This is a genomic window from Nocardioides sp. AN3 (assembly GCF_054653495.1).
In genome coordinates, this window is sequence record NZ_BAAIGC010000033.1 from 26114 (window position 1) to 42079 (window position 15966).

Consider the following 15966-nt stretch of genomic DNA (forward strand, 5'->3'; position numbering starts at 1 on the left):
CGAACCGCCACCTGCCCGCCGGCCAGCGGGGGAGGCCGCAGTCATGAAGAAGGGTGTCCTGCTCGGCCTGCCGCTGGTCATGATCGCACCACTGATGCTGCTCATTCTGGGCATGGGGAGCGCGAACATCGAGGCCGTCCAAGCCGCGTGCAGCACCGCAGTGAACTCGACCACGGGCGGTTCGGTGGGGATCGGAACCCTCAACTGGCGCGGCGCCTCGCACTACAACACCAACCCGCACCCCGGCGAACGGCCGTACGACGAGCGGGTGCCGAACATGGTCGCCAAGATCAATAGCTCAGGCGCATCGATCATCGGATTCCAAGAGTTCGAGCCGCAACAGGCACAGGCCTTCCTCAACGCCACCAACGGCGCCTGGTCGATCGTGAAGGGCAAGAACGGCCGCGGGAACGCGTCGACGGCAAACGCGATCGCCTACCAGCCCTCCGCGTGGAAACTCGACGAGACCCGTTACGTCGACATCAAGTACGGCGGCCCGATGATCCAGGTGCCGCTAGCGAGGTTCACCTCCATGACCGGCCTCGGGTCGATCTGGGTGCTCAACACCCACAACCCGGCGGGCGCGGTCGGCGGTACGGACGCGATGCGCGATGCCGGAGTTCGCGCTGAAGCAACAGCACTGACAAACCTGCAGGCGGCCGAGCCGAACACACCGCTGTTCCTGACCGGCGACATGAACGACAAGGCCCGGTTCAAGCGGCTGTTCCTCTCGCTGGCCGCCGGGTGGTCCAGCGCCAACCCCACCGACAAGCAGATCGACTGGATCATGGGCAGCCCCACGGTCACCTTCTCCGAGACCGTGGTCGACCAGAGCACCAACGACGGTGCGCACGCCTACACCGACCACCCGTTCGTCCACACCACCGCGACCCTCGGCGCAGGTGCCGCCGGCACCGAAGGCCCCACCGGCAGCGCTGGTGCGGGGCGGTCGGGCAGCGGAGCTGTGCTCGGGCAGATGCCCACCGGCATCCGAGCCACCCCCGGCACCGGGGTCAACGGGAACATCACGATCGCCAACGCGAACTTCAAGTGGGCAGCCGAGCAGGGCCTGCACGCGATCAACAACGCCGCGTCGCCGGACTTCATCACCCTCAACGAGATCTGGAAGTACCCGGCTCGCCGGCTCGCGAACATCCTCCCCGGCTACGGCGCCTACAAGGACCCGCAGCAGGTCGGCAGCGGCAACACCGGCCAGTCCATCAACAACGCCATCATGTGGCGCACCGACACGTGGACGATGCTCGACGGCGGCCGCGTGAAGATCGTCGAGAAGGACCAAGTGGTCTTCAAGGGCAAGAACGTGCTGTGGGACCGCTACGCCACCTGGGGTGTGTTCCAGCGCAACACCGACGGCGCCGTGGTCTCGGTGATCGCCACCCACCACATGACCAACGTCTACAAGCAGCGCAGGCAGTGGGGGAACCCGCCGATGACCCGAGCCGAGCAGTACGGCCTCGGCATGGACTACCTGATCGAACTGACCAACGTGCTGGCCCCGTACGGCCCGGTCCTGCTCGGCGGCGACATGAACTCCCACCCAGGCGACGGCCCCCAGGCCGCGGCACCCCGGATGGAGGCCGCCGGGTTCAAGTACACCAAGGACAGCGGCGTGATCTACCAGTTCTACAAGGCGCCCGCCACGGTGGGCCGCACCTGGGAGATCGGTGCCGCCGCGGCGGGCACGGACCATCCGGTCCTGCTCACCCGCCTGGCGATGAATGGCGCCGGGCCGGGATCGACCTCACCGAACGGCACCCCGCCGGGAACCACTACGCCGGCGGGCTGCCCGCCGTGCCCATCCAACGTGTTCAGCGCGACGTTCCAGAACGTGGCCGCAGCGGCCAGCGGCCTCGAGGCAGCCAAGGTCGCCTCCGCGGCCGCCTACCAGGCCGGCTTCCGTGGCGAGGACCTGGTCACCGCGGTGGCGATCGCACGGGTGGAGTCGAGCTGGAACCCGAGGGCCATCAACGGCACCCACTACGGGCTGTGGCAGATCTCCAGCCAGCACAAGGGCAAGGTGCCCGGCTGGAACCAGACTGCCGACATCTACGACCCGCTCCTCAACGCCCAATACGCCTTCTACCTCTACTCCGCCAGGCCCGGGACCGGGGAGGCCAAGTTCGCTGACTGGATCCCGTTCGAGACGACCGACTACCACCAGTACCTCGAGACCGCCCGCCAAGCGGTCGCAGCGACCGGCGGCGGCACCTCGAACGTCGGCAACACCGGCTGCAGCACCGTCGAGACCGGGGGCGTGAGCGGTGACCGCTTGAACCGGCTGCGCCAGCGGGCCGAGATGGTCATCAGCCTCGCCCAGCAGTACTCCTCACCCTGTTCGGTACCCAGTTTCGACTGCCAAGGCGTTGGTTTCAGTGGCTGGTCGGATGCGTGCACCGCTATCTCGATGATGATCTACGGAAACGCCTACGTCGGTCCCGGTGATGGAGGCGAGCGGGCCTACGGCTCTGTCGTCCAAGGCCAGCAGGGGAGCAGCTGGCCGCCGCCGCCCGGAGCGATCGTGTCCTGGGCGTACGCCGGCAGCGGCCACGTCGCGATCTACCTCGGTGACGGGGACTGGGTGGACAACTGGGGACCTGTCGGGCACAACTCCCACGACCAGGTCGAGAAGGGCGCCACCGCGCACTGGCTACTGCCGCCACCGGACTTCGAGGGCACGTTCCTCAACAACGGAATCGGCACTTCGGCGGCCTGACGTGTCCGATCTGAACGGTTCCCGGTTGCTTCTCTCCAACATGGACGTACGCATCGGCACCACACTGGATGGCCAGGCCGCCGGGTTCGACACCCACAGGTCGCGGCCGCTGCTGCTTGTCGGCGACGTCGGGCGCGGCAAGACCACCACCGCCCGCTACCTCGTTCGCTGGTGGTTGGCCAGCACGCGGCGTCACGTCCACGTGTACGCCGAAACGCCCAGCGAATGGGCCGACCTCCGCTGCGAGGCTCAGCGCCCTGACCAGCTGGTCGACCCGGTGGCCAGTGACTGTCGTCCGGGCACGTGCCTGGTCGTGGTCGACGACATGGACCTGGTCGATGACGACCGCCTCGGCCTACTGCCGTGGGGGAGGTGTCGGCTGATCCTGACCTCGCACGGCGGAAACAGTCTCACCGGTCGCCCGGTGCTCGATGACGACATCGACTGCATAGGTCTGGTGCGGCCCGACCCGACGAACCCGGCCGAGGTCGCGGTGTTGGACGGTCAGGGGCGACTGGACTGGCCCATCGACACGGTCGCGGTCATCCCTGATCCACGGGGGCCGATCGACTTCCCCTGCCACCGGTGGCAAGCCCCGGCGTCCGCATGGACGGCGGCCGCTCGATGACCACCGCCACGGCAACGGCACGCCGGCAGGGCACCCGAACGATCCGAGAGGAATGCGCATGAGCATGGAACGGTCCCGGCGCGCCCGGTTCAACAACGTCGCCCCGACCGCGGGCGAGTTCAAGATGGCGGCCGTTCTGGCCGGCGTCTTCTTCTTCCTCATCACACCACTGGTAGTCCAGGCGCTCGTCGGCTGGGCCGCCACCAGGGTGTTCGCGCTGCCGAACGGGCACCTGCTCGAGGCGTACGGCGGGCTGCTGCGCAGCGACTTCGGGGTCGGCTTGCCCGCCCGGGTCGATGCTGCCCTGCCCTCGGATGCGGTGATGTGGGTGCTCACGCTGGTCGGTGAAGTCCTGGTCCTCGGTGCCGCCGTCGTGGTGGGCATGTGGATGCGTGACGCCACCGGCGCGAGTTCCCGCCACGGACTGGCCACGCCTACGCAGGCCGCTGAAGCGCTCGGGTTGCCGCGGCTGCGCAAGAGCGCCGCAGTGATCCGTCCAGACCTCTACGCCCGTTCCGGGCGACGAACCCACTGACAAGTAGAAGGTGACTCCTCGACCATGACTCCAGCTCTCAAGCACGTGAAGCCACACGACGTCGGGTGGCGCCTTGGGCAGTGCGGCCGCAGTGGACCCGAACTGTGGGTGCCGTTCGACCGGACAACGTGCGTGATCGGTCCGCAGGGGTCGGGCAAGACGCTCGACCTGCTGGTGCCCGCGCTGCTCGATGCGCCCGGTGCCGCGCTGGTGACGCTGACCAAGCCCGAGGACCTGTTCCTCACCTTGGAGGCCCGGCAGAAGCGCGGCCCAGTGGCGGTGCTGGACCCGTTCAACGCTGCACCCGGGACCCCGGAGCTGGTGTGGGACTGCATCGCGGGTTGTGAGGACGCGATGCTCGCCGAGCGGCGGGCGAAGGCATTCGCCAACGGGACCATCAAGGGCGCGACGTCCCAGTCCTCCGATCAGGCGGCCCGGTTCTACGCGGGGGAGTGCGCGAAAGTCTTGCAGGCCTACTTCCACGCCGCGGCGATCGCCGGCATCGGGCTCGACGAGGTGCTGATGTGGGTCTCCAGCCCGCGTGAGTATCCGCAGGCCGAGGAGATCCTGCGCACCCACCCGGCCGCGGAGCCGCTGTGGGACGGTCTGCTGCGTGGTGCCCTGTACGGCGACGAGCGGACCGCCGGCAACACGATCACGACCGTCCAGCAGGCGATGGCGCTGTTCTTCCAGCGCTCGATCCGGGAACGCTGCGTGCCCTCTGCGTCACGTCCGGCCACCGACCTCGAGGCGCTGATCCGCGACGGCGGCACGATCTACCTCCTGGGGCGCGACGACCCCTACGCCAGTGCTTCACCGCTGATGACGGCGGTCACCGAGCAGATCCTCGACACCGCCAAGCGGCTGGGGGAGACCTCCCCGCACGGGCGGCTCTGCCCGCCGTTCCTCGCCTGTCTCGACGAGCTCCCCTCGACCGCGCCGATCCCGACGCTCTCGACCCGCATGGCCAACGAGCGGGCGCTCGGACTGTCCTTCATCCTCGCCGCCCAGACCTGGCGTCAGTTCGTGGTCTGTTACGGCGAGGACGAGGCGCGCACCATCTACGGGCTGTCGAACAACCTGGTGGTGTTCGGTGGCGGCAAGGACATCCGCTTCTATCAGGAGCTCTCAGACCTGCTGGGTTCGACGAACCACACCGAGACCCGGTACTCCTCGCGCGGGCACGAACTGTTCGGCGTGATGGACCGGTCCTTCGACCAGCGGCGGGTGCCGATCTTGGAGCCGGCCGAACTGCGCCGCATCGAGCAGCGCAAGGCCCTGGTCCTGGCCGAGATGTACGACCCGATCATCGCGAACCTGCACCGCTGCATCGACGGCAAGCGCGGCAAGGAACTCCTGGCCGCCCAGAAGCGTGCCCGGCTCTCTGCCCGTGGTCACGACAGCGACGGCGGCGAGAGGGAGCCCACCCAGCCGACGCCCCTCGAACCCACCCCGCCGACCGAGCCGGTCGCACGGACCCGGCAGCGGCTCGGGATGCCGAAGTAGAGACAAGGAACCACGAGATGACGACCCAACAGAACCGGCACCCCTCCGAGTTCGCCTCCCGAGCCACGTCAGGGGGCGCGGGACCGACCGGCAACGGAATGATGCCGCTGGTCGGGCTGATGGTGCGCCCGTTCCCCGAGCCCGGACCGTCGATCCGTACAGCGATGGAGCAACTGCAGCAAGCCACCATCGAACCCCCTGCCGATGAGGAAGAGCTGCGCGAGCTCGCCCAGATGCCGCGACCGTGGGACCCCGCCACGTGCACCGGGCTGATGCGCACCGAACTGTGGGCGTGGCTGGACCTGGTCGCGATGTGGGTCAACGAGCAGCACCTGTGGAACGTGACCCGGCCCGGCATCCCCGAATGCTGGCCCGCGCACCCGCACCTGGTGCACGACCTCGCGGTGCTCGCCTGTAGCCGCTACTACACCAGCTTCGCCGTCACCCCGGCCGCCCTGGAGGACTGGCACCGCTATGGGCTACCGGGGTTCCTCGAGCGGCTGCGCGACCGTCTCGGCGACGCCTGCCAGCCGGGCAAACACCAGCCCCGTCCCCGCCGCGAGCGCGACGAGAGCCACGCCTCGACACCGGTCCGCATGGGCCGCAAGCAGCGCTACCGAGACGACGTCGACCGGGCAGGGGAGCTGGCGGCCGTCACGACGGCCGCCACCAGTGCGCCGCCCGCCGACGCCAACCCCGAACCCGACGACCTTCACGGCAGGTGGTGACCCGCGATGACCACGACCGACAACAGCAGCCGACGGCTGCGGCTCGTCGACGAACAGCAGCAGGACGACGTCGCCGTTCCCGAGCAGGACGACGAGGGTGTTTCAGAGCAGCAGGCGGCCGCGTTCGCGGCGATGGTCGCCAACGCCAACCAGTCCGACCTCGAGCGCACGCTCAACCAGATGAACGCCGAGCAGCTGCGTTCGCTCGCGCTTGCGCTGGCCACCCAGATCAATGCCTCTGAGGGCGCATCCGGTGAAGTGGCCGACGTCGGGCCCGACGGGATCTGTGCGATCGCGATCGCCACCGCCGCCCAGTCCTTCGGCACGACCCGTGATGCGGTCCTCAGTGCCGACCGTCACCGGGCGGTGACCGACGCCCGTGCCGTGGCCATGACCGCGGCACGACGCGGAGGGCTGACCCTCCCCGCGATCGCGAGCTACTTCGGCAAGGACCACACCAGCGTCATGTACGCCCAGAACAAGGTCGCCAACAACCCTCGTCTCAACGCGGTCTGCTCCCGCATCGTCGACCAACTCGACGAGCACTACGCGGACCCGACCAGCGTCCCCACCGAAAACCCCGCCGACGTCCCGGAGAACACGCGCAGCACGGCGCTCCAGCTTGCCGCACTCGACCAGAGTCGCACCGACAGCGCGCGTCGGCACCACGACGAAGACCGCCAGCGCATCTCGGTCTCCGCCAGCCCGGGCCGCTAGCCGGCAGCCATCACTGGGCGGCCGGCCTGTACTGGACCCCGCACGTCGGTGGTTCTCGGTACGGTCGTTGTCAAAGTCCTGATCAAGTGCAAACCGAGAGGTCACAATGAGCCTGGCGGAGACCCTTGCGGGCGGCGCTCTCCTGGCCGTCGGCGTGATCGGCGCGATCGCCGCCGCGCGAGACCGAGGTGACGACGCTGGCGCAGCCGGGCGATGTCACTGGGCTGGCTGTCACGCACCGGCACGTCAGAGGTATTGCCAGCAGCACACCGCAATGATCCACGACATCAACCGTCGGTCCGGCAACTGAGCATCCGGCCGGCCGTGGGTCGCCTCGTAGCCAATCCTCCCGATTGGTCGCGTGGGGACGTGGCCCCGTGTGCAGTCACAACCGGGCGCGCTATTGAAGTCGCGGCCGCACCGGGTCCATTGACGGTGAGGCAGTCCGTCTCGCGCTCTCGGCCCCACCCAGAGGCTAAATGTCGGTGGCCCGCCCTACGGTGTGGTCATGTACCTGACCGCGGCTGAGATCGACCGGTTCTGGTCGCGCGTGGTCAAAGGCCCGCGTGAGACAGATTGCTGGTTGTGGGGTCGCGACGGCGCCGCAATCGGTGACGATGGGTACGGTCGCTTCTGGATTTCCCGGGACGGTCGGCAGCGCGTCCTTCGCCCGCACAGGATCGCCTGGGCGCTGGCCGAGGGCGTGTCGATCGACCTGCACCCGGTCGTTGAGCACGTGGTGTGCGACAACCCGATCTGTGTCCGCGCTGACGGCACCTTGCTTGATCATCTCGAGGGCTCCACCCAGGCAGCGAACCTGGCCCGGATTGCGCAGCATGGCCGCCGTGACTCGCGCGGCTACCGGAGTCGGATGCTCGGCCGGGAGGCGATGTACCGACGCTCGCTCGCGCTGCGGGCCGCGGTGACGGACGGCTGGGATGACGAGCGGATCGCCCGAGCCCTTGCGTCGATCGACGAATCCCAGATGGCCCTCTTCTAGAAATTCTCCGTCAGTCCGGTCGGCACACACATTCTCGGCCGCGACTGCGGCATCGCCGTGGCCGGTGCACCCTGAATCTGGGCTCGTAGAGCGCTCAGATCGCTTCCTGAGCAGCTTCCGGGTCCGATTTTCGGTCCGTCCACGGCGCTGGGCGGGCGAATGTTGTGTCAGCGCGATTCTGAGCGGCCCGCTGGTCAGCGGGATGGGCCCGTGTGGTCGTGACCTGACGGCGGCAGATCGGGTCCGCCGCGGCGGGGCGTGGTGGTGGTGGCCGCGAGCCGCTTCGCGGCTGCGCGCCGGCGGGACTGCGGGTCTGTCTTGGCGGACTTCCTGCGCTCTTCGGCGTTGATCTCGTCTATGCGGGCTTGGGCGTAGGCCGGCCGGTTGCGGTCGCGGTCGATGCTTTCGGTGACGGTCTGGTGCTCGAGGATGCCGGGGGCGAAGTGCAGCTTGTTTCGCAGACGCTCGAATCCGTCGAGCCACCGTTCGGAGCCTCGGGAGCCGAGGATGCGTGCGGCCTGGTGGATGACCTTCTGTCGTACGTCGGTCTCGCTCCAGTGGCCGGCGGTTCGCAGGAGGTGGTCGATCATGGCGTCGCCGAGCGGTGAGGCGTTCTCGATGGCGGCGGCGATCGCGGCGGCGCCCTCGGTCTCGAACAGCTTCGCCGGGTCGAGGCCGTCGGGCAGTTCGAGTTGAGTGGGGTCGAGGTCGGCGGCGGTGAGGTGCCAGAAGGCCTTCTGCGCCGACTTCCACCCGGCCGGGTCGGAGTCGGTGGCCACGGCGATGCGATCGCGGCCGTTGACCATGTCGATGTTGGCGCGCAGGAGTCTGATCTGGTTGATGGTGAGGGCGGTGCCCATCGGGGCGATGCCGACGGCGGCGCCGTTGCTGCCCAGGGTGATGGCCAGGGCGTCCATGGGTCCTTCGACGATGACCGGGAGCGCGCCGCCGGCGAGGAGGTCGCGGGCTTCGGCGTATCCGAACAGGGCCTCGCCCTTGGTGAAGACCGTGGTGGTGCGGGTGTTGAGGTACTTGGGTCCGGCGAAGTCGTCGTCGGTCTTGGTGGGGTTGCGCCGACCGACGAACCCGAGGATCGCCTGCCCGGTGGGGTCGTGGGGGTCACGGATGGGCGTGACCAGTCGGTCGCGGAAGAAGTCGCGGTAATAGGTCGTGCCGTCGTCGCGTTCGCGCTGGGAGACGAGGCCGGCCTGCGCGAGCTCGTCGAGGGTGGCGCCGTGGTCGGTGAGGTGACGCATCAGGCCACGGCTTGGTGCGTACCCGATGGCGTAGTTGTTCGGGTGGTCGGCGAGGTCTGTGCCCATGCGGTCGCGCATGTAGGCCGGTGCCCACGAGCGGGGGTAGCAGGACTCGAAGTAGGCCATGGCCTGCTGGTTGAGTTCGTGGATGCGTTCGGCCGGGAGCTGGTCGGGGTCGGGGAAGGCGTTCTCTGCGGTGACCTCGTCGTCCTGTTCCCACGGCAGGGGAGTCGCGTAGGGATCCGGAACGTACGGGAGGACGTCGTCGTACGGCGTCGCGTCGTACTCGTCCGGGGGCGGCTCCCGGTCGACCAGGTCGGCGGCTGGGTCGTGGTGTTCGCCAGCGGCAGGGGCGTGGAAGGGTGCCGCGTCGTCGTCGGTCTGGTCGCGGTAGAACGCGGCCATGAACTCGTCGGCGTCCTCGGGCGGCAACATGTCGACGTCGACGGGGATGTCGGCGTCGGGGTAGGGCGCTTCGTCGTGTGGCCGTGGCGTATCGGTGGGCTGGTCGGTGAGCATGGCGATGCGCAGCACAAGCGCGTCGGCAATCTCGACGCCGGTGAGTGACCCGTCCTGCGGTACGCCGCCGAGTGCGGTGGAGAGGATCTCGGTCGGGCTCCAGCCGTGGTGCTGGCATGCCTCGTCGACTGCGGCGACGAGCGCGGGCCACGCGGGTGCCTTCTGCAGATAGGCGGCCTTGGTTGTGCCGACGAGGTCGGCCAGGGCGGGCCGCCAGTCGGGCTGGAGCAGGTCTGCGGAGTGCTCGTCGGCGGTGAGTGCCGCCGGCCCCAGGTGGGGCATGAGTCGCCACCACAGGGCTGCGGCGTGCTGCTCATCAGGGAGGGGGCGGGCAGGAGGCTGCTGGGGCCACAGGGTGGGGTCGGATGCGAGTGCTTCCTTGATGTAGTCGGTCACGGGTAGGCCCGCGCGTTCGAGGCGAGCGAGGCGCTGGCACAGGGGAGTGATCCACGGGTCGGCTCGGACGACCTCGGGCAGCGCCTGGTACCAGCTGCGCTGGGAGAAGGGGTAACTCGGTCGCGCAGTGCGAACCGCCCGGTTGAGTCTGGCCTGGTGAGCGCCCGGTGCGCCGATCCTGCGGTCTCCGGTGGGTCGCAGGTCGTTCTCGTCGGTGCGAGCCACGGCCCGCCAAACGGCGAGGTCGGCCCGCAGGTCGGCGTCCTCTTCCTCGAGGAAGGGCTGCGCCCACGCGGGCGCGGTGGCTCCGGTCCAACCGCGTGCCTGCTCGCGGACGGCGTCGATCTGTTCGCGCACGAGCTGGTGGTAGACGCTCGCGAACGGACCCCAGTCGTGGGCGCCGGCCAGCCGGGAGGGAATGGCAGGCAGCCACGGGAGCGGCCCGGAAGCGGGCGGGGGAGTGTTGGGATCGTGGGAACGGGCGGGGGTGAGGTCGGCCACGAGGTCGTCGATCCGGGCGTCCAACACGGCGGCGGGGTCGCGGGCGTCGGCCAGCGACCCTGCGCCGACCGCGGCGGTCAGCAGCTTGAGCGGGCTGTGCTCGTCGAGCGCGATGAGCGCGAGGTGGGAACGCAGAGTGGGCCACGCGGGTGCCTCGGTGAGCCCGGTGAGGAGTGCTTCGGCATGCTTGTCGATCTTGTCCATGCCGACTGGACCGATCAGATGTTCGGCGCCGGCGGTGACCGCGTCGTGGTAGCGGGCAGCCAGGTCGCCGAGCAGCTGGTGCGGGCTGGTCTGCTCGCGCAGTGCGGTGGTCGCCGAGACGGGCGACCCGTCACGGCGAAGCATGTCGGCGATCCGGTCGAGAGCGGTGGGCGGGATGAGCGCGTCGGGCCGGATCAAGTTGTGGGGGTCGCCGTCGCTGGCGACGTTGAGGTACAGGTGGTTGGCGAACTTGCCGCGGGAGAGCGCGACATAGAGCAGGTTGCGGTCCTCATCGCCGGTGAGAACCACGTGGCAGGTGCCGGTGGTGATGCCCTGGGCGCCGTGCACGGTGGTGGCGTAGCCGAGTTGGACGGTCTGGGCGACGTAGTCGGCGGGCAAGGTGACGGTCTTCCCGATGCTGTCGTGCTTGACCTTCAGGGAGCCGTCGCTGTTGACCTCGACGACGGTCCACCGGTCACCGTTCTTCACCCAGTCGGTGCGGCTGATACGTAGGCGACGGTCGTTCTCGCGGGTGATGATTCGGTCGCCTTCGGAGACCTTGGTGCCGTCGGCCAGCGTCAGGACGCGACCAATCTCGCTCTCATCGAGTCCGGCGAGGCGGTCGTTGCGGGCACGTGTGTTGAGTTCGGCAACGAGATCGCGGGTGGGTGCGATGAGGACGGAGTCGGTGCCGGCGGTGCGGTCGGCGGCCCAGGCGGCGTAGGCCTGGTCGGCGCAGGAGCCGAGGTCGCCGACGTGGATGCGGCCGCGGTCGGCGTAGAACGCGATGGCCGAGGGGTCTCCTTCGCGCAGGGCGAGGGTGGCGGCCGCTTCGGCGTGGTTGAGGCTGCCGTCGGGGTTGCGGAAGCGATGTACTTCGCTGAGGGTGACGGCGCCGATCTGGTGGGCGATGTCGCGCAGCACGCCACCGGCGGCGACCGAGGCTAGTTGACGGTCGTCCCCGACGAGTCGGACCTGGCCGCCGCGGGAGGTGATGTAGTCGATGGCGGCCGCCAGGTCGGTGGTGGCGGCCATGCCTGCCTCGTCGACCAGGACGAGGGTCTTGGAGTTGATGCGTTCCATCCACGCGGGCGCGCCGCCGTTGTTGGCGTGCCACACGAGCTTGGCCAGGGTGTCGGAGCGGACCTTCTTTCGACCCGGGCGCCACGGCCCGTTGAGTCGTCCCTTGCCGTCTGCTGGGGCGTTGTCTGCGGTGTCGGGGTTGATGGAGGCGCCGAGTTCTTGGGCTGCGACCGCGGAGGGGGCGAGGCCGATGACGGTTCCGCCGGAGTCCTGCCAGGCGCTGGTGAGGACCTGCATGGCGGTGGTCTTCCCGGTGCCGGCGGGTGCGAGGGCGAGTTGAACCTGTCGGCCGCTGGTGGCCATTTCGCGGACCAGTGACTGCTGGGCGGCGTTGAGTTGGAGGTTGTTGGCGGCGGCTTCGGCGATCGCGATGCCGACGCGGACCTCGCTGATGGTGCGCCCGCCCGTGCGCTTGGCAGCTTCAACGATCCGCTGCTCGGCCGCCACTACGGCCTGGGAGGTGTACGCGCGGGCGCCTGCGAGGCTGTAGACGCTCACAATCTCCTCGCCGTCCGCGCCGCGCTCGGTGCGCTGCAACGGCTCCGGAATGGTCACCCCCTTCTCGGCTGCCGTGGTGGCGTGAGTGAGCGGATCGGGGTCGTCGCGGGCAATCGAGTGGACGCCGATCGCGGCAGCGACGACGCGGTCGACGGCGGTGTCGAGGTCGGGCAGGGGTACGCCGTGGGAGCGGGCGTGGCGCTGTGCCTCGGCACGCAGGTGCCAGACCTGCCAGGTGGCTCGGTCCTCGGAGACACGTTCGACGACTGCTCGGGCGGTCTCGTCAACCCACGTGTCGGTGACGTCTTGGGCGTCGGTGCGGTGGCCGAGGCAGTCGTCGACCATGTCGTGGACGGCCTGTTCGCTGCCGAGGATGTCGATGGCCTCGCTGCGCCAGGCGGTCCGCTGGTCGGCCTCCGCGCGGGGCGCGTGCTTGGCCTGGCGGGTCTGTTCCCACGCCTGCTTCTTGAGTGTGACTGCTTCGCCTTCGGTGGGCGGGCGGCCGTGTTCGGCTTGGAAGGCTGCCGCGAGCTCGCGGCGGCGGGCCTCGATCAGGGTGTCGCGTTTGGACCAGGTCTTGGCCAGCCTGTCGTCGACCCCGACGACTTCGCGCACCGGACGCTTGTCGACGCCCTTCACTCCGTTGCTGCGGTTCTCGAACCTCACGCCGAGGCGTGCGATCAGTTCGGACTCCAGGAGCGTGTTGTACATCTCCGAGAGCGTGACGTTGGCCTTGAACAGCACCCGTCCGTCGACCGCGAGCCACTTGCCGTCCTCGTCCTGAACCTTGTTGCTGACCGCGACGTGTGTGTGCAGGTGAGGGTCGGACGAGCGTGCGTCGCGGTGGGTGAACATGCCCGCGATCAGTCCCTTGGCCTTGACCTGCTGGACCCCGTCGCGGCCGCGGCGCGTGAACAGCACCTCCTTCTCAAGCCACGTCAAGGTGGCCTCAACGGCGGCGTGGTGGGCGGTCTCGATCTCCTTGGCGACGTCCCGGTCAGCCAGGGCCCACAGTGTCGAGACGGACTTCACGGGTGTGAAGGTGAGGTCGTAGCCGGCCACGGCGGTCGTCTGCTGCCGGGTGGCCTTGGCCATGAACGAGGCGCGCTCGCGGTCGTCGATCGGCTCCCGATCGTGCTCGCGAACGAAGTACTCGTTGCCCAACTCGGTGCGGATCCGGGCACGGTCCTCGGCCGGGACCGGGGTCTTCCAGTGCTCCCCGTGGGCCAGGTTGTAGGCGATGTAGCGTCGCGCGGTCTCCTGGATGAACTCGGGCTGGTTGCCCAGGTAGCGGGCGAATACGCGCCCGAGCTGTGAGGCCTTCTTGGCCTCGACGAGGCTCTTCCCGGCGGCTTCGGCGGCTTCTTCGAGTCGTTCGGCGTCCGGGTGGCGGCCCTCGCCGAACAGGTTCTGCATGTGCTTCTCGGTGACTTGCGAGCCGACTTCGAGGTCCAGTGCGGACAGCCCGGCGCCGAACCACCGGCCCGGGGACTCGCCCTTCTCGGCGTAGTAGTCGGCCAGTCCGGCGTGCCCACGGTCGGTCGCGTCGTGCGCGGCGACCTGACGGGTCAGGTACGTGTACCCGTCGCCCGCGGTCAGCTTGTGCACACCCATCACATTGCTGAGAAGCAACCACGGCGACCCGAAATCGGACACCGGCCGGGCACCCAATCCGGGAATGCATGAGGTCCGAGGGTGGTGAGGGGTTGGAAAGTCGTGTGAGTTGGGCGGATTTCGGCGGCTGGAAATTCGGTGGGTGTGAGGTGTCCGATCCGAATCGGTCGAGGTTGCTTCTTGCTTGTGAAGGGTCGCGGTGGGTTGCCGTGACGTTCCGGAGCAAGGAAGAGGTGATCCCCGGTGGGGAAGGCGGCACAGGCACAGGCGGGTCGAGATCGAGCGCGCGATGCTCGGCTGAAGGCGGCACGGGAGCGCCGGCTGAAGCTGGACCCGGACCAGTTGGCCCGGGAGCGGCGCATCGACGAGGCGTCGGTTGACGTCGAGGTCACCTGGGAGGAGCGGGCTCAGGCCGAGCAGGCGGTCGTGGATGCCGAAGTGGCGGCCGCGGCCGCCATCGAGCGGCTCCTCGCGGAGCGGCTCGCGGTCAAGGACGTCGTGCAGCTGACCGGGCTGGACCAGGCGACGATCCGTCGGCTGCGACAGCTCGACACCGACGACGGTGAGGGTGACGGCGGTGTCGGGGACGAGGGCGGCACGGTCAGCCGTGGCACCGCTGCTGAGGGTGCCGCGGCCGAGGTGGCGTGATGCCAGCTCCGCCGATGGTCGTGCCGGGTCGTCGGCGCCAACTCGAACTCCTGAGGTCGTGGTCGGGCTGGGCTCTCACCTCGATCCTCCTCGAGCCCGCCGAGGTGGCCCATGTCCGTGACGGTGGCTGGGCTTGCAGTCACCACCGCGACCAGGACACGGGGGAGCGGATTGTCGGGACACACGGCGGGCTGGGGTTCGGCGTCGACGAGTCTTGGCGCAACCCACGCGAGGTGATCCCCTGGTCGCAGATCGAGGAGATTGCCCGGGAGGTGCCCGCCGACGTCCGCGATGAGCTGATCGAGTTCCGGGCGAGGTGGCGAGCCCACCAGTCGGCCTACCCGCGGTTCACGGCCAGTGCGGCCGCGGTCGGATGCGGTCCGATCATCCCCGGCGAGCCGCTTACGCCTCGCCAGCAGGCGTACGTGCGCGAGCACGAAGAGTTCGAGGCCAGTGGCGTGCTGCCAGCGTGGGAGCAGCAGAAGACGGCGCTCGAGTCCGAGCGCCTCGGGCTGCACGACCAGGCCCTCCGCGCCAAATCGGTCGAGGAGGCCGGCGACCTCCTCGAGCTCCTCGACGATCAGCAGCTCGGCCAGCCCCTCGCGGCGGCTCCGGCCGGCGAGCTCTTGAGACAGACGGCGGGTCGCGCCACGGCGCTAGGAGACCCGGACGAGAGCTGCGGCGCGGCCGCACCCCGTCCAGGCCTGTTCCCGCCCAACCCGCAGCCGCAGAGTCGAGACGAGCTGAGTCCGGGGACCCGGATTGCTTCTCCGCGATCGGGAGTGAGCCGATGATCGCGAGCAAGCCCGTCCGGCTGCTGTCCCTGGCGATCGTCGCCCTGGTCGTCGTCACCGGTGTCCGGGCGGTCGTCGGCGGCTTCGCCTTCGGCGGCGAGCTGCTCGACGCCACCCCGGGCCGCTCGGACGGCCCCGGGCAGCGCACCGCCGGTGTGGTGGCGTACGTCCTCGACGGCGACACCGTCCAGGTGACCACGGAGGACGGTCGTAACGTCCGAGTGCGGTTCCTCGGGATCAGCGCTCCCGAGATCCCGCATCCCGGCAAGCCTGGGGAGTGCTACGGGTTCGCGGCCACCCGGCACCTCAAGAAGCTGGTGCCGGCTGGCACTCGGGTGACGCTCGTGAGCGATCCCACGCAGGACGACGTCGACGCCTACGGCCGATGGCTTCGGTACGTGCAGGCCTTCGGTCGTGACGTCGGAGCCGCTCAGATCCGCGCCGGCGCGGCCACCGCGCGCGACAGCTCTGCGCCGGTCAGTCGCCACGCCGCCTACGTCGAGCTCGAGGAGGCGGCGCGCGGCCGCGGTGCCGGGATGTGGGCGTCGTGTCGCTGATTGCAGGCGGTGCGGGGTGCAGGGTTTACACGGGGTATACCCGGGGTA

At 69.3% G+C, this 15966-nt stretch carries 11 protein-coding genes; 10 read left to right on the plus strand and 1 reads right to left on the minus strand.

Translation table 11 applies throughout. From position 1 onward, the window contains the following. Positions 1 to 43 precede the first annotated feature (43 nt). From ACYQ1K_RS23840 to ACYQ1K_RS23870, 7 genes are all read left to right on the plus strand, one after another. Positions 44 to 2734, plus strand: coding sequence for an endonuclease/exonuclease/phosphatase family protein (locus tag ACYQ1K_RS23840; protein WP_459985887.1), 2691 nt, complete (start codon positions 44 to 46; stop codon positions 2732 to 2734). A 1-nt stretch (position 2735) separates the two neighbouring features. Next, positions 2736 to 3362, plus strand: coding sequence for a P-loop NTPase family protein (locus ACYQ1K_RS23845; RefSeq protein WP_459985889.1), 627 nt, complete (start codon positions 2736 to 2738; stop codon positions 3360 to 3362). Positions 3363 to 3420: 58 nt separating this feature from the next. Continuing rightward, positions 3421 to 3897 carry a hypothetical protein gene (locus ACYQ1K_RS23850; protein ID WP_459985890.1) on the plus strand — a complete coding sequence of 159 codons (477 nt, stop codon included), beginning with the start codon at positions 3421 to 3423 and terminating at the stop codon, positions 3895 to 3897. Between the two features lie 24 nt (positions 3898 to 3921). Next, positions 3922 to 5403: a type IV secretory system conjugative DNA transfer family protein gene (locus ACYQ1K_RS23855; RefSeq protein ID WP_459985892.1), complete on the plus strand. Its 1482-nt coding sequence runs from the start codon at positions 3922 to 3924 to the stop codon at positions 5401 to 5403. A 17-nt stretch (positions 5404 to 5420) separates the two neighbouring features. Beyond that, positions 5421 to 6131, plus strand: a complete 711-nt coding sequence (locus ACYQ1K_RS23860) for a hypothetical protein (protein ID WP_459985893.1) — start codon at positions 5421 to 5423, stop codon at positions 6129 to 6131. A gap of 6 nt (positions 6132 to 6137) precedes the next feature. Further along, positions 6138 to 6848: a helix-turn-helix domain-containing protein gene (locus tag ACYQ1K_RS23865; RefSeq protein ID WP_459985895.1), complete on the plus strand. Its 711-nt coding sequence runs from the start codon at positions 6138 to 6140 to the stop codon at positions 6846 to 6848. A 508-nt stretch (positions 6849 to 7356) separates the two neighbouring features. Beyond that, complete coding sequence (locus tag ACYQ1K_RS23870; protein ID WP_459985896.1) at positions 7357 to 7848, plus strand: hypothetical protein; 492 nt, start codon at positions 7357 to 7359, stop codon at positions 7846 to 7848. Between the two features lie 194 nt (positions 7849 to 8042). On the opposite strand, the gene mobF is transcribed toward ACYQ1K_RS23870, so the two are convergent. Beyond that, positions 8043 to 13919 (minus strand): MobF family relaxase, encoded by a 5877-nt coding sequence (mobF, locus tag ACYQ1K_RS23875; protein WP_459985918.1) that lies wholly within the window; start codon positions 13917 to 13919, stop codon positions 8043 to 8045. A gap of 243 nt (positions 13920 to 14162) precedes the next feature. Here mobF and ACYQ1K_RS23880 point away from each other — a divergent pair, with 243 nt between their 5' ends. From ACYQ1K_RS23880 to ACYQ1K_RS23890, 3 genes are read left to right on the plus strand one after another with little or no spacing between them, the layout of a single operon-like run. Further along, entirely contained in the window at positions 14163 to 14567 is a 405-nt protein-coding gene (locus tag ACYQ1K_RS23880; protein WP_043806911.1) for a hypothetical protein, read from the plus strand. Continuing rightward, the gene (locus ACYQ1K_RS23885; protein WP_011776882.1) at positions 14567 to 15361 is read left to right on the plus strand and encodes a hypothetical protein; all 795 of its coding nucleotides are present in this window, start codon (positions 14567 to 14569) and stop codon (positions 15359 to 15361) included. Before ACYQ1K_RS23880 ends, ACYQ1K_RS23885 begins: the two co-directional genes overlap by 1 nt. After that, positions 15358 to 15918, plus strand: a complete 561-nt coding sequence (locus tag ACYQ1K_RS23890; RefSeq protein WP_011776883.1) for a thermonuclease family protein — start codon at positions 15358 to 15360, stop codon at positions 15916 to 15918. The genes ACYQ1K_RS23885 and ACYQ1K_RS23890 overlap by 4 nt, the downstream gene beginning before the upstream one ends. The last annotated feature ends 48 nt before the right edge of the window (positions 15919 to 15966 follow it).